This is a genomic window from Bradyrhizobium sp. U87765 SZCCT0048 (assembly GCF_018131225.1).
Lineage (GTDB): Bacteria > Pseudomonadota > Alphaproteobacteria > Rhizobiales > Xanthobacteraceae > Bradyrhizobium_A.
Window position 1 is genome coordinate 1043496 of the sequence record NZ_JAFCMM010000002.1, and the last position, 14546, is coordinate 1058041.

The following is a 14546-nucleotide window of genomic DNA, read 5'->3' on the forward strand; positions in this document are numbered from 1 at the left end:
GGAAACTCCGGCGCGCTGCCGGCCGGTCACGGCCGCGGCAGTTGCAGGCGAAAGACATCGATCGTCGTGGCGCGGCCAGGCACGGCGTGCGGCCCGAGCGGCTTCAGATCGTCCCGGCCATCCTGCAGAACGCCCACAGTGTCGCCGCTGACCAGCACGACGATGTCGTCGTCCGACGTCACCGACTTGCCCAATTGCTCGAGCCGGCTGCCGAGATTCACCGTGTCGCCGACGATGGTGTAGCCCGACCGCTCGCGGGCGCCGATATTGCCGGCGACAACCGGCCCGCTGTGGAGCCCGACGCGGACCCGGATTGGCGCCAGCCCGCGCGCGGCGCGTGCGACGTTGTCGGCGGCGAGCGCCGCCGCGATGGCGCGAACGGTTCGCAGCGCCCGATCGGCATGGTCGGGCTGATCGTCAGGAGCGCCCCAGAACGCCATCACGCAGTCGCCGATGAACTTGTCGACGGTGCCGCCCTCCGCCTCAACACAGCGCCAGAGAAGATCGAAGTGGTCGTTCAGCATGTCGGCGACATCGGCCGCCGGCATGATCTCGGCGGTGCGCGTGAAGTCGACGATGTCGGTGAACATCACCGTCACCACGCGCCCGGCCGACAACACATGGCCACCATCCGCGCTGCGAACGAGGCGACGCACAAGACTGCGCGGCACATAGGTTTCGAGCCATCGCAGACCGGTGAGCATGGTGTTGTAGGCTTGCGCCTGATCGTTGAGTTCGGAGAACACACTGCCGGGCAGCGGCTGCAGGGCCGAGAAATCGAGCGAGCCGACGGCGCGCACTTCGTCTGCCATGGCGCCGACCGGCCGCACGATCATCCGGCTGACGACGATCGCGGCCGCGATCGCGATCAGCAGGACGACGAGGCCGGCGAGTCCCGCGCGCATGAGATCCGTGATCGGCTTCTCGAGAACCGACAGCGGCAGTTCGACGCCGGTGATCATCGGCACCGCGCTGACGTCCGGTACAGCCCGGGTCAGAATAACCCGGCCATCGCCGCCGTGCCGGACGATACGGGCCTCGAAATTGTGTCCCCCGATGTCCACGGGCTCGCCGTCGGTCCATAGCGCCGCCAGAAAGGGATCGCCGACCGCGTCGAGGCCCGGTAGCGGCCGCTCGCGCGACAGCGACGGGCGCTTGTCCACCATACTCGGATGGGCGAGCACCCGGTCACGGCCGTACAGGACGAACGGCGTGGATCCGGGAAGCGAGGCTGCGATCGCCTTCAGATAGCGCGACGGCTCGTCGACGGTGATGGTCGCGGTCAGGACGCCGAGAAAGCGATCGCCATCATGGACCGATCGCATGACGTCGGCCACGGATGTCCCCAGATCCGGATCGGCGACGTAATAAACCGGACCCATGTGGACGTCGACCCGCGTCCTGGCGTCCTCGATCCGTTGTCGCTCGCCATCCGTCCGCAGCGTATCGCTGAACCGCACCGCTCCCGATGAGCCCTGGCTCACGCCGCGCACGGCGCCATCAGGGCTCACCAGACTGAGGGCTCGCACTTGCGGCGTGCCGGCGACCGCGCCGGACAGCAACATATCCATCGCGGCGGGCGGCATCTGCCCGTGCTTTCCGGCGAACTCGCGCGCCAGGAAGTTCAGCTGATTGGTGACCGGCGTGAACCAATCGTCGAGCCGCCTCTCGATCGCGTCCATCGCCAGCGACGCATTGTCGGCCAGCAACTGACGCGTCGTGCTGGCCGTCGCCAGCCAGAACACGGCCAGCACGATGAACGCAGTCAGCGCGACCAGCCCCGCCATGACGGTGGCCAGCGTGCCGGACAGGGGGATGGTGCGCCGACGGCGGGACCCTCCCTGTCGCTCGCTGCCGTTCTCAGCATCCGCCGCCACGCCGCGCGCTCCGCTCGTCGATTGAAATCGCGCGATTCTGCCAAAAAACCGCACGCGTGACCACTCGCCCGCGCACAGCCGCCAGCACGGCTCGACCGGTCATTTCGGCGCGCTTGCGGCGACGAATGCATTCACGACCCCGTAGATCGTGAACATCTCGACGGTGAGAATGAGTGCCGCCCCGATCAACCCCAGCCGCCAGGCCTGGGTTTCCCATGCAGCGTATTCCAGAACGAACGCCACGGTGTTCCAGGCGAGCATGCAGGCGCCGAAGGCCAATGCGACCAGGATCGCCGCCATGCTGAGGACATCGCTTCCCTCCAGCAGCCTGATCGCTCCGGCCGCCGCAGACGTCAGCGCGCCATAGCTCAGGATCGATCGCGTGAATTCGTTGATCCTGTGCAGCCGCGCGCGCCCGGTATCCGAACCGATCCACGCACAAAAGCGCGCGATCTTTTGTGCGAATGCCCTGATACCGTACTGACGGTTTTCACCCATGCCCCAGCCATCGCGACGAAATCGAGCGGCCCGACTGCCAGCCGCCATGCCCCAGCCTCTTTCCAGAATCTGCGGGGCACAGGATCATGCACCGGCCAGCGCTTCGCAAGGGCTGTGCGCGCACGTTCCGCCCCGTGCTCAGATCGCCGCAGTGCCGTCCTCGACACGGTCGAAGCCGCGAGGCCAACAGCGCCTCGCTCAACGCATCATGGCTGCGCCGCCAGGCTTCGGCGTTACGCGCCGGCGTGAAGATCCGCCCGATGTCGGTTTCGAGGACATCGCAGGGATTGATCACTCGGGGCGAACGAGCAGCGATCGACATCTCCGACGGATCAGCAGCGACCTGTACATCGTCGCCTTTCGCGCACGCACATCAACGCCATCGCGAGATGGCCAAGCCCGAGTCTGGATGTTGGGAAATGGAAATGGCGCGCCCGAAAGGATTCGAACCTCTGACCCCCAGATTCGTAGTCTGGTGCTCTATCCAGCTGAGCTACGGGCGCATTATCGCAGATGCCCTCATGGAGGGGCGTGCGAAGGATCGGCGATGCGGAGACCGCCGAAGGCGCGCAATAGCTACCGGCTCCCGCTGCGGTTTGCAAGCGCTCAAACCATTTTCCGCGAACCTTTGATGACGCGGGTGCGCGCGCATCGTTCCTCACGCTAAATCATTTCAAAATCGACTGTTTTCGAAACGACCGGCATCGCGCCGGGGCCCGGCGCGCGATTTTCAGGCGCGGATGCGCTCGAGCCGCGGACTGTAGAGTTGCACCGGACGGTCGGGAATCGAGATCCGGAACGTGGCGCCAATGGTTCCCTCGACGAGGTTCATCTCGCCGCCATGGGCGCGCACCAGCTCGGCGGCGATGACCAGGCCAAGACCCGTGCCGCCATCACGCGAGGACCCCTGGAACGGCTCGAACAGATGGTCACGCGCCTTCGGCGGTACGCCGGGACCGGTGTCAGAGACCTCGATGATGGCGACCGATCCCTCGCGCCGGCCGGTGACGCGAATCTGCTTGGTGACGCCGGGGCCGACGCTCTCGCTGCCGAGCGCCTGCGCGGCGTTGCGCACGAGGTTCAGCAGCACACGGAACAGCTGGTCGGGGTCGGCATCGACGGTGAGGCCCCGCTCCACCGCATTGACCCAGACGATCGAGGTGTCCGCGGCAAGGCCCGCGGATTCCCGCACCTCGTTGACAATCGGCTCGAGCGCCACCATGCGCCGGTCCGGCGCGGCCTCCTGGGCACGGCCGTAGGACAGGGTCGACTGGCAGAACGCGATCGCCCGCTCCAGCGAGCGCACGAGCTTGGGTGCGAAGCGTTGCACCCGCGGGTCCGGCACATGGGCGAGCTGATCCGAGATCAGCTGCGACGACGCCAGCAGGTTGCGCAGGTCGTGGTTGATCTTCGAGACTGCGAGACCGAGCGCCGCAAGACGGCTCTTCTGATGCAGCATCGACACGAGGTCGCGCTGCATGTCGGCGAGCTCGCGCTCGGCGACGCCGATCTCGTCGCCTCGGTCGGACGCCGGAATGATCCGCGCCGGGCTCTCCGGATCGGCATGGTAGGCAACGAGGTTGGCGGTCAGCCGCCGCATCGGCCGCACGAACAGATAGTGCAGGGCGAGGTAGACCAGCGCCGCGGTCAGGATGGCGATCACCAGCGACAGCAGCAGCAGGTTGCGGGAGAAGCGGTACATCGCCTGGCGCAGCGGCAGCTCGTCGACCACCACCTCCAGGAACTGGCCGTTGTTGCCGGGAGCCGGACCGATCACCCGGATCGCCTGGTTGCCGCTCTCCAGCATGACCTCGAACGCATCCATGATCGCCGACCAGGCGGTCATGGAGCGCATGTCGACGTCATGATCGATGGCCGGCGGCATGTCCGCGATCGCCAGCAGGCGGCGCTGCTGGCCCATCTTGATGGCCACCGCCCGCGCCCCGATGCTGCTGAGAATCTCACGGGCCAGGGAATCGGGGACCATGCCACTGGGGGCGGCGTTCAGCACCAGCGCCGCGGTGTTGGCGGCGGCCAGGCGATCATTCAGGCGGTTGATCCGGAAGTTCGCGATCGAGGGCACATAGATCAGGACCTCGGCAATCATCACCAGCGGGATGGTCAGCAGCAACAGCTTGGCCGACAAGCCAAATCGCGGCGGGACGAACTGCCGCTGGGGCCGGTCCTGGGGGTCCGAAGCGTCGGTCATCGCGCCTGTTCAACTTCAAGATTTCCGCCCGCGGCACGTCCTGCAAGGCGAGACGACCGGCGGCGCCCCCAACGCACGGTCTGATTCCAACCATGCGCCGTTCTGTCCCGTCCGTCAAACCCCTGACAACACTGCCCAAAAAGGAGGCGTCACCGGGAAACCGCGTCATCGAGCCGTCACAACGGCAAGATTGACGAAAACCGGCTGCTCCCTTATAAGCCGCGCCAACTGTCTCCGGCGGCCGATGTTGCGTGGCCGGGTCATTTGCAGGGCCGAATTCGGTCCTTTTTTGACGGACGGGGACGTCATCTCAATTTTTGGAACCCTTATACCCGGCATCTGGCCGGTCAGTGGAGAACGGCCGTGAAGCGGACCTATCAACCCAGCAAACTGGTGCGCAAGCGCCGTCACGGTTTTCGTGCCCGTCTCGCGACCGTCGGCGGCCGCAAGGTTCTGGCTGCCCGCCGCGCGCGTGGCCGCAAGCGCCTGAGCGCCTGAGCACCTGCCCAGATCCATTACGCGTGGAACGGCTGAGGCAGCGGACGGATTTTCTCGCCGCTGCCCAGGGACCGAGGGCGGCGGGTGCCGCCTTCGTCGTTCAGTGCCGCCATCGTGACGACGCCGGCCCGACCAGGGTCGGCTTCACCGTCTCCCGCAAGGTCGGGACTGCCACCGAGCGCAACCGCGTCCGCCGCCGGCTTCGCGAATTGGTGAAGCGCATGGACCCCATATCCATGCGACCGCACAGTGATTATGTGCTAGTCGGCCGGCGTGCCGCGCTCAGCCGCGACTTTCAGACCATGCTCGACGATCTGCGCACGGCGCTGAAGCGCCTCGACAGGAAGCCGGCGAAATCGATCCCAAACTGAAGCCAGACGGAATGGCGAGATAGAGACCGATGACCGACAATCGCAACACCATCCTCGCCGTCGTCCTGTCCGGCATCGTGCTGCTCGGCTGGCAGTACTTCTTCAACATCCCGCAGATGGAGAAGCAGCGCGCCGCCGAGAAGGCGGCCCAGCAGCAGGCCCAGATCCACAATCCGAACCAGCCGGCCGCCGCCGGCCAGGCGACCCCGGCTCCCGGTGGTCCGGCAACCGCTCCAGGCGTCGGCCCGGCCGCGGCCCCGACAATGACGCGTGACGCCGCCCTCGCCGCTGCACCGCGGGTCAAGATCGATACCCCGCGCGTCAGCGGCTCGATCTCGCTGAAGGGCGGCCGCATCGACGACGTCTCGCTGCTCAAGTACCGCGAGACGGTCGATCCGAACTCGCCGGCGATCGTGCTGTTCGAGCCGTCGGGCGCGCCGAACCCCTACTACGCCGAATTCGGCTGGGTCGGCGCCAGCGGCACCACCGCCAAGCTGCCGGACCAGAGCACTCTCTGGACCCAGAACGGCTCCAACGCCCTCACCCCCACGACCCCGGTCGTGCTGACCTGGAACAACGGCGAGGGACTGACCTTCAAGCGCACCATCTCCATCGACGAGAACTACCTGTTCTCGCTGAAGGACGACGTCAGCAACGCCGGCAGCGCGCCGGTGACGCTGTACCCCTACGCGCTGATCTCGCGCCACGGCATGCCGCAGGTCGCCGGCTACTACATCCTGCATGAAGGCCTGATCGGCGTGATGGGCGACCAGGGCCTGCAGGAGTTCAACTACAAGAAGATCGACGAAGAGAAGAAGAAGGAATTCAAGGCGACCAACGCCTGGCTCGGCATCACCGACAAGTACTGGGCCGCGACGCTGCTGCCGGACGCAGCGGCGAACGTGCAGGCGCGCTTCTCCTCGAACGTCACCGGCAACGTCAAGACCTACCAGACCGACTATCTGCTCGATCCGGTGACGGTCGCCGTCGGCGGCAACGGCAGCGCCAATGCGCGACTGTTCGCCGGCGCCAAGGAAGCCGGCCTCGTCGGCATCAACTCGATCTTCGCGCCGGGCCTTGGCGGCTACAACAAGCAGCTCGGCCTCAACCACTTCGACCTGCTGATCGACTGGGGCTGGTTCTACTTCATCACCAAGCCGATGTTCCTGGCGATCGACTTCCTGTTCCACCTCGTCGGCAACTTCGGCGTCGCCATCCTGCTCGTCACCGTGCTGGTGAAAGCGATCTTCTTCCCGCTCGCCAACAAGTCCTACGCCTCGATGGCGAAGATGAAGGCGGTGCAGCCCAAGCTCGCCGAGCTGCGGGAGCGCTTCCCCGACGACAAGATGAAGCAGCAGCAGGAGATGATGGAGCTCTACAAGAAGGAGAAGATCAATCCTCTTGCAGGCTGCCTGCCGATCGCGATCCAGATCCCGGTGTTCTTCTCGCTCTACAAGGTGCTGTTCGTCACCATCGAAATGCGGCACGCGCCGTTCTTCGGCTGGATCAAGGACCTGTCCGCGCCCGATCCGACCAACCTGTTCACCCTGTTCGGACTGCTGAACTACGATCCGACCCAGTTGCCGATCATCGGTCACTACCTGGCGCTCGGCATCTGGCCGATCATCATGGGCATCACGATGTGGTTCCAGATGAAGCTCAATCCGACTCCGCCGGATCCGACCCAGAAGATGATCTTCGACTGGATGCCGCTGATCTTCACCTTCATGCTGGGCTCGTTCCCCGCCGGCCTCGTCATCTACTGGGCCTGGAACAACACCCTGTCGGTGCTGCAGCAGAGCGCGATCATGTCGCGCAACGGCGCCAAGATCGAGCTGTTCGACAACATCAAGGCGACGTTCGTCGGCAGCAAGAAAACCGCCGACAGCGAACCGAAAACCCAGGCCAAGGGCTGACGGCAGAGCCGGCGGCAACGCCGGCCTGACGGCCCCGTCCATGTTTCACGACCATCGGCCGCGGGGCATCAGGCCGCCCGGCCGTCCCCAACGAGGCTTCGCATGAATGCGACCAGCGATGCGGAGCTGATGGAGACCGGACGCAAGGTCTTCGCCGGCGACTGGAAATTCATCTGGGCCGCGGGCTCGATCGAAACCTTGCCGCCGATGGGCGGCATGGAGGTGGCGTTCGCCGGCCGCTCCAATGTCGGCAAGTCCAGCCTCATCAATGCACTGACCAATCGCAACGGCCTCGCCCGCACCTCGCACACCCCGGGGCGCACCCAGGAACTGATCTTCTTCGAAGGGCCGGAGAACGCGGGGCTGCGCCTCGTCGACATGCCCGGCTACGGCTACGCCGCCGCGCCCAAATCCAAGGTCGCCGCCTGGACGACGCTGATCCATCAGTTCCTGCTCGGCCGCGCCAGCCTCGCCCGTGTTTATGTGCTGATCGACTCCCGTCACGGCTTCAAGGACGTCGACATCGAAATCCTCAAGACGTTCGACCGCTCCGCGGTCAGCTATCAGATCGTCCTGACCAAGATCGACCAGATCAAGGTTTCGGCGCTGCCCGAGCGCATCGAGGGCATCAAGGCCGCGCTGGCGAAGCATCCTGCCGCCTTCCCCGACGTCATCGCGACCTCGTCGGAAACCGGCGCCGGCCTGCCGGAGCTGCGCGCCGCCATGATGAAACTGCGGCAGGAGCGCGGCGCATGACCGGCGCTGGCAAGCCGCTCGCCGCGATCGCGGCGCTCATGGGCGCGGCCGGTGTCGTCCTCGCGGCGCTGTCGGCCCACGAGCCCGACGCCGCCCGGCTCGGTTCGGCCTCGTCCATGCTGCTGTTTCATGCCGTTGTCATCATCGGCACCGTGCTGCTGGTCAACGGCGGTTTCGCGCAGCGGCATATCGGTCTCACGGCCGCCCTCGCCTTCGTCGCGGGCGCCGGGCTGTTCGCCGGCGATCTCGTGCTGCGCCAGTTCGCCGGCCAGGGCGTGTTTCCCATGGCGGCGCCGACCGGCGGAACGCTGATGATCCTCGGCTGGCTCGCCCTCGCGATCGCCGCGGCCTGGCCGAGCAAGGCCGCCTGATCCGCTTTGCGCCGGCGCAGCCGATCGGCTAAAACCGCGCCACCGTACGCACGCGGTGTGCACCTGCCTGCCGCACCGCCGTTCGGTCGTGCCGACGCCGCGCCAACAGCCGAGACCGCTTCATGACGGATCCCATCTCCCCGATCGAACAGGCCCGCATCCTCTCCGAGGCACTGCCGCACATGCAGCAGTACGACGAGGAAACCATCGTCATCAAATACGGCGGTCACGCGATGGGCGAGGAAGAGCTCGCGCGGCAGTTCGCCCGCGACATCGTCCTGCTCGAGCAGACCGCGATCAATCCCGTTGTCGTGCATGGCGGCGGCCCGCAGATCGCCTCGATGCTCAAGCGCCTCGGCATCGTCTCCGAATTCGCCGCCGGCCTGCGCATCACCGACGCCGCCACGATCGAGATCGTCGAGATGGTGCTCGCCGGGTCGATCAACAAGCAGATCGTCAGCCATATCAACGAAGCCGGCGGCAAGGCCGTCGGCCTGTGCGGCAAGGACGGCAACATGGTGATGGCCAGCAAGGCCACCCGCACCATGGTCGATCCGGACTCGCACATCGAGAAGGTCGTCGATCTCGGTTTCGTCGGCGAACCCGAGAAGGTCGACCTCACCTTGCTCAACCAGCTCATCGGCTACGAGCTGATCCCGGTGCTGGCGCCGCTCGCCTCCAGCAAGAACGGCCAGACCTTCAACGTCAACGCCGACACCTTCGCCGGCGCCGTTGCCGGCGCGCTCAAGGCCAAGCGGCTGCTGCTGCTGACCGACGTGCCGGGCGTACTCGACAAGTCGAAGAAGCTGATTCCGGACCTGTCGATCAAGGACGCGCGCAAGCTGATCGCCGACGGCACCATCTCCGGCGGCATGATCCCGAAGGTCGAGACCTGCATCTACTCGCTCGAGCAGGGCGTCGAAGGCGTCGTCATCATCGACGGCAAGACCCCGCACGCGGTGCTGCTCGAGCTGTTCACCAACCACGGCATCGGCACGCTGATCCACAAGTGAGCCGAACGCCGCAACGCCTCGCGACCACGCCGCGGCCTCATGGCCGCGGCTTCGGCCGCGGTCTCGCGGCGGCGGGCGTCGTCGCCGCGGCGATCGCCGCGACGCCGGCGCATGCCGATCTCAAGCTCTGCAACCGCATGAGCTATGTCGTCGAAGCCGCCATCGGCCTCGAGGACAAGGGCACCACGGCAACGCGCGGCTGGTTTCGCATCGATCCAGCGCAGTGCCGCGTGGTGCTGCAGGGCCAGTTGACCTCCGACCGTATCCTGCTGCACGCCCGCGCCCTGCCGGTCTACGGCGCCTCGCCGCTGCCGCAGAGCGGCACTGACAATCTGTGCATCGCCGCCGACAACTTCACCATCGCCGCCGCGCGGCAATGCCGCAGCGGACAGACCCTGGCCGCATTCACCGAGATCAGACCGAGCCAAGCCGACGACGGCAACATGACCGCCTATCTGGCCGAGGACAGCGAATACGACGACGAGCAGGCGAGGCTCGCCGCGATCCAGCGCCTTCTCGTCATCGCCGGCTACGACGCCGCGCCGATCGACGGCGTCGACGGCCCGAAGACGCAAGGCGCGCTCAGCAACTTCCTCAAGAGCCAGGGGCTCGGCGCGGAAACGCCGCAGGCGCCGGACTTCTTCACCACCATGATCGCCAGGGTGCAGACGCCGTCCGCCACCGGCCTGACCTGGTGCAACGACACGCCCTACAAGGTGATGGCTGCCGTCGCCACCGACGACGGCAAGACCGTGGTCAGCCGCGGCTGGTACCGCATCGAGCCTGGCAAGTGCCTGCATCCGGATATCGCAGGGCAGCCGCGGCGCGTCTTCAGCTTCGCCGAGGCGGTGGATGCCAGCGGCAAGGCGATCCGCGTCAACGACAAGCCGCTGAACTGGGGCGGGCCGACCCTGCTCTGCACCCGCGACAGCAAGTTCGAAATCAACGAGCAGGGTGACTGTGCCTCGCGCGGCCTCGCCGCCGCGGGCTTCGCCACCATCGATGCCGGCGCCGGCAAGACGCTGCGCTTCGGCATGCCCTGAGGCCCCCATGACGCAATCCGTAACTCAACGCCCCGCACCCCGTCGCTTCGGCCATGTCGAAACCTGGGTGTTCGACCTCGACAACACGCTGTATCCGCACCATGTCAACCTGTGGCAGCAGGTCGATGGTCGCATCCGCGACTATGTCGCCGGCTATCTCAAGGTGCCGGCCGAGGAAGCCTTCCGCATCCAGAAGGACTACTACCGCCGCTACGGCACCACGATGCGCGGCATGATGACCGAGCATGGCATCAAGGCCGACGACTTCCTCAGCTATGTGCACGCCATCGACCATTCGCCGCTGGAGCCGAACCCGGCGATGGGCGCCGCGATCGCCGCCCTGCCGGGCCGCAAGCTGATCCTCACCAACGGCTCGCGCGACCACGCCGGCGCCGTGCTGGCGCGGCTCGGCATCGCCGAGCAGTTCGAGGCGGTGTTCGACATTGTCGCTGCCGAACTCGAGCCCAAGCCCGCGCTGCAGACCTACCGCCGCTTCCTCGACCTGCATGGCGTCGATCCGACGCGCGCGGCCATGTTCGAAGACCTCGCCCGCAACCTGGTGGTGCCCCATGACCTCGGCATGACCACCGTGCTGGTGGTGCCGGACGGCACCCGGGACGTGGTCCGCGAGGACTGGGAGCTGGAGGGCCGCGGCGCCGCCCATGTCGACCATGTCACCGACGACCTGACCGGCTTCCTGCAGGGCCTGCTGCCGGCAAAGTAGGGGCTGCCGCGCTTGACTCCGCCCCCCCGAATCCCGACAAAAGCCTCCGATCATACGCCCTCCCGCCGTTTTCCAAGGAACGAGATATGTCCCTGTCCGCCCTCGAAACCACCCTCAACGCAGCCTTTGACGCGCGCGACACCGTGAACGCCGCGACCAAGGGCGAGGTGCGCGAGGCCGTGGACCACGCGCTCGACCTGCTCGACAAGGGCGAGGCCCGCGTCGCCGAGCGCCAGGCCGACGGCAAGTGGCATGTCAACCAGTGGCTGAAGAAGGCGGTGCTGTTGTCGTTCCGCCTCAACGACATGAGCCCGATCCCGGGCGGCCCGGGCGGCGCCAACTGGTGGGACAAGGTGCCCTCCAAGTTCGAGGGCTGGGGCGAGAACCGCTTCCGCGCGGCGGGCTTTCGCGCCGTGCCCGGTTCTATCGTCCGCCGCTCGGCGTTCATCGCCAGGAACGTCGTGCTGATGCCCTCGTTCGTGAACCTCGGCGCCTATGTCGATGAATCGACCATGGTCGACACCTGGGCGACGGTCGGCTCGTGCGCCCAGATCGGCAAGAACGTCCACATCTCCGGCGGCGTCGGCATCGGCGGCGTGCTCGAACCGCTGCAGGCCGGCCCGGTGATCATCGAGGACGACTGCTTCATCGGCGCGCGTTCGGAAGTCGCTGAAGGCGTCGTCGTGCGCAAGGGCGCGGTGCTGTCGATGGGCGTGTTCCTCGGCGCCTCGACCAAGATCGTCGACCGCGAGAGCGGCGAAGTGTTCATCGGCGAGGTGCCGGCCTACTCCGTGGTGGTGCCGGGCGCGCTGCCGGGCAAGCCGCTCAAGGACGGCTCGCAGGGGCCCTCGCTCGCCTGCGCCGTGATCGTCAAGCGCGTCGACGAGAAGACCCGCTCCAAGACCAGCATCAACGAACTGCTGCGCGACTGACGCGCAGCACGCTCCGCGGTCACCATGACCGCGGCGGCCAGTACGTGGGATCTGTCATTCGCGTCGGTATCGTCAGGAGATGCGAATGACAGGGCCGGGACTCCAGGGAGACGTGTCGTGGACTGGCAGATGTTCTTGTTCAGCACGGCTGGACGTATCCCGCGGGCCAGATACTGGCTCGCCCTGCTGTTCTACGCGGTGATCATCTTCGCAGGCTTCGCCTGCGCGCTGCTGCTGCTCACCAGCAGCTCCGACATCGCCTCGGTACTGCTTTATGTCGGCGGCGGGCTCTTGTTCCTGCTGCTGTATTTCTCCGTCAATGCCGTCGCCATCAAGCGCCTGCACGACCGCGACAAGAGCGGCTGGTGGACGGTGGCGTTCGTGGCGCTGCCGGGCCTGCTGTACGGCGCCAGCAACGGCCTCGTCACGCCGGACAGCAGCCGCGTCCTGCGCATCGCCGCGCTGCTGCTGTTGCTGTGGGGCCTCGTCGAGCTCGGCGGCATCCGCGGCACCAAAGGCCCCAACCGCTTCGGCGACGACCCGCTCGATCCCTCCGCCGAGCCGACAGGATCCTGAATGACGACCGACTCGCTCTCCATCGCCCGCGACCTGCTGCGCTGTCCCTCCGTGACCCCCGCGGAAGCCGGCTCGCTCGGCGTGCTCGAACGCCTGCTCAAGGACGCCGGCTTCGAGGTGCATCGCATGACCTTCAGCGAGCCGGGCTGGCCCGATGTCGAGAATCTCTACGCGCGGATCGGCACGGCGGCGCCGCACCTGACTTTCGCCGGCCACACCGACGTGGTCCCGGCCGGCGACGAGACCGCCTGGAGCCACGACCCATTCGCGGGCGACGTCAAGGATGGCGTGCTCTATGGCCGCGGCGCGGTCGACATGAAGGGCGCGATCGCCTGCGCAGTCGCCGCGACCCTCGACCATCTCGCCGCCCGCGGCGGCACGCCGAAAGGCTCGATTTCGTTCCTGATCACCGGCGACGAGGAAGGCCCCGCGATCAACGGCACGCCCAAACTGCTGCAATGGGCGGCGGAACGCGGCGAAAAGTTCGACCACTGCGTGCTCGGCGAGCCGAGCAATGTCGACGTGCTCGGCGACAGCATCAAGCTGGGCCGGCGCGGCTCGCTGTCCGGCACCGTCACCGTCGATGGCGTACAGGGCCATGTCGCCTACCCGCATCGCGCCGCCAATCCGGTGCCTGATATCGCTGGCATCATCACCGCGCTGTCGTCGGAGCCGCTCGACCACGGCAACGAACATTTCCAGGCCTCCAACCTCGAGTTCGTCACCGTCGACGTCGGCAACCCGGCGTGGAACGTGATCCCCGGCCAGGCCAGGGCACGCTTCAACATCCGCTACAACGACTGCCACACCGAGGCTTCGCTCAAGGCGCTGGTTGAAGAGCGCCTCGCCCGCGCCTGCGGCAACCGCATCAAGGCGCACATCGCCTGGGAGCCGTCCAACTCCGGCGTGTTTATCGCCAAGCCCGGCCCGTTCACCGACATGGTGATCGGTGCGATCGAGGAAGTGACCGGCCGCAAGCCCGCCTTGAGCACCGGCGGCGGCACCTCGGACGCGCGCTTCATCACCCACTACTGCCCGGTGCTGGAGTTCGGCCTCGTCGGCCAGACCATGCACCAGATCGATGAGCGCACCCCGGTCGCCGACCTCGAAAACCTGACCAAAGTCTATCGCAGCGTGCTCGACCGCTATTTTGCATGACCATCCTCGTCCTCACCGCGCTGCGCAGCGAGCTGAGCCCCGAGCGGGCCCCGGACGGCGTCGAGGTGGTGTTCGGCGGGGTCGGCAAGATCAACACCACCATCGCCACCACCACCGCGCTGCTCGCACGCAAGCCGTCGCTGGTCGTGAACTACGGCACCTGCGGCAGGATCAATCCGCGCCTGCACGGCCTGCTGGAAATCGCCGAAGTCATCCAGCGCGACATGATGGCGATGCCGCTGGCGCCGCGTGGCGTCACGCCTCTCAGCGACGAGGACAGCGTCCTGACGTCCGGCCACGGCAACGCCGTGTGCGGCACCGGCGACAGCTTCGTCACCGCCAGCGATCCCTGGCTGACCGAGAACAGGGTCGATGTCGTCGACATGGAACTGTTCGCCATCGCCCGCGTCTGCAAGCACTTCGGCGTCGCGTGGCGCGCCTTCAAGTTCATCACCGACGGCGCCGACGACACCGCCCACGACGACTGGACAGCGAATGTCGCGGGTGGCGAGGACCTGTTCTGGAACGTGCTGACCCGCGACGTGCTCGGGCGCGTGTGACGGCCTGAAGGCGGCCGGAATGTCGCGCTGGCGATCACCTCGGT

15 protein-coding genes and 1 tRNA gene are annotated in these 14546 nt (G+C 66.8%); 12 read left to right on the plus strand and 4 right to left on the minus strand.

The window, feature by feature from the left end; genetic code table 11:
* Nucleotides 1–26: 26 nt before the first annotated feature.
* The 4 genes from JQ639_RS35685 to JQ639_RS17880 form a co-directional block, all read right to left on the minus strand.
* Nucleotides 27–1877 (minus strand): adenylate/guanylate cyclase domain-containing protein, encoded by a 1851-nt coding sequence (locus tag JQ639_RS35685; protein ID WP_211967441.1) that lies wholly within the window; start codon nucleotides 1875–1877, stop codon nucleotides 27–29.
* 99 nt (nucleotides 1878–1976) lie between these two features.
* Complete coding sequence (locus JQ639_RS17870; protein WP_211967442.1) at nucleotides 1977–2423, minus strand: hypothetical protein; 447 nt, start codon at nucleotides 2421–2423, stop codon at nucleotides 1977–1979.
* A 378-nt stretch (nucleotides 2424–2801) separates the two neighbouring features.
* A tRNA-Arg gene (locus JQ639_RS17875) sits at nucleotides 2802–2878 on the minus strand.
* Between the two features lie 227 nt (nucleotides 2879–3105).
* The gene (locus JQ639_RS17880) at nucleotides 3106–4584 is read right to left on the minus strand and encodes an ATP-binding protein (RefSeq protein WP_211967443.1); all 1479 of its coding nucleotides are present in this window, start codon (nucleotides 4582–4584) and stop codon (nucleotides 3106–3108) included.
* 363 nt (nucleotides 4585–4947) lie between these two features.
* Between JQ639_RS17880 and rpmH the strand changes: the two genes are divergently transcribed.
* The 12 genes from rpmH to JQ639_RS17940 all read left to right on the plus strand — a co-directional run bounded on the left by rpmH (nucleotide 4948) and on the right by JQ639_RS17940 (nucleotide 14502).
* Nucleotides 4948–5082, plus strand: a complete 135-nt coding sequence (gene rpmH / locus JQ639_RS17885) for a 50S ribosomal protein L34 (protein ID WP_011471298.1) — start codon at nucleotides 4948–4950, stop codon at nucleotides 5080–5082.
* A gap of 23 nt (nucleotides 5083–5105) precedes the next feature.
* Nucleotides 5106–5453: a ribonuclease P protein component gene (gene rnpA, locus JQ639_RS17890; RefSeq protein ID WP_211967444.1), complete on the plus strand. Its 348-nt coding sequence runs from the start codon at nucleotides 5106–5108 to the stop codon at nucleotides 5451–5453.
* 29 nt (nucleotides 5454–5482) lie between these two features.
* Entirely contained in the window at nucleotides 5483–7369 is a 1887-nt protein-coding gene (gene yidC / locus JQ639_RS17895; RefSeq protein ID WP_211967445.1) for a membrane protein insertase YidC, read from the plus strand.
* 102 nt (nucleotides 7370–7471) lie between these two features.
* On the plus strand, nucleotides 7472–8125 hold the full coding sequence (gene yihA, locus JQ639_RS17900) for a ribosome biogenesis GTP-binding protein YihA/YsxC (RefSeq protein WP_211967446.1): 654 nt from the start codon (nucleotides 7472–7474) through the stop codon (nucleotides 8123–8125).
* A complete protein-coding gene (locus JQ639_RS17905; RefSeq protein ID WP_211967447.1) occupies nucleotides 8122–8496 on the plus strand; it encodes a DUF423 domain-containing protein in 375 nt (124 codons plus the stop codon). Before yihA ends, JQ639_RS17905 begins: the two co-directional genes overlap by 4 nt.
* A gap of 122 nt (nucleotides 8497–8618) precedes the next feature.
* Nucleotides 8619–9509: an acetylglutamate kinase gene (gene argB, locus JQ639_RS17910; protein ID WP_211967448.1), complete on the plus strand. Its 891-nt coding sequence runs from the start codon at nucleotides 8619–8621 to the stop codon at nucleotides 9507–9509.
* A gap of 92 nt (nucleotides 9510–9601) precedes the next feature.
* Entirely contained in the window at nucleotides 9602–10552 is a 951-nt protein-coding gene (locus JQ639_RS17915) for a DUF1036 domain-containing protein (RefSeq protein WP_349644748.1), read from the plus strand.
* Nucleotides 10553–10559: 7 nt separating this feature from the next.
* On the plus strand, nucleotides 10560–11276 hold the full coding sequence (locus JQ639_RS17920) for a pyrimidine 5'-nucleotidase (protein WP_211967449.1): 717 nt from the start codon (nucleotides 10560–10562) through the stop codon (nucleotides 11274–11276).
* An 86-nt stretch (nucleotides 11277–11362) separates the two neighbouring features.
* Nucleotides 11363–12208, plus strand: a complete 846-nt coding sequence (dapD, locus tag JQ639_RS17925; protein ID WP_211967450.1) for a 2,3,4,5-tetrahydropyridine-2,6-dicarboxylate N-succinyltransferase — start codon at nucleotides 11363–11365, stop codon at nucleotides 12206–12208.
* Between the two features lie 117 nt (nucleotides 12209–12325).
* On the plus strand, nucleotides 12326–12784 hold the full coding sequence (locus JQ639_RS17930) for a DUF805 domain-containing protein (RefSeq protein WP_211974997.1): 459 nt from the start codon (nucleotides 12326–12328) through the stop codon (nucleotides 12782–12784).
* On the plus strand, nucleotides 12785–13942 hold the full coding sequence (gene dapE / locus JQ639_RS17935; protein WP_211967452.1) for a succinyl-diaminopimelate desuccinylase: 1158 nt from the start codon (nucleotides 12785–12787) through the stop codon (nucleotides 13940–13942).
* Entirely contained in the window at nucleotides 13939–14502 is a 564-nt protein-coding gene (locus JQ639_RS17940) for a phosphorylase family protein (protein WP_211967453.1), read from the plus strand. The genes dapE and JQ639_RS17940 overlap by 4 nt, the downstream gene beginning before the upstream one ends.
* Nucleotides 14503–14546 lie beyond the last annotated feature (44 nt).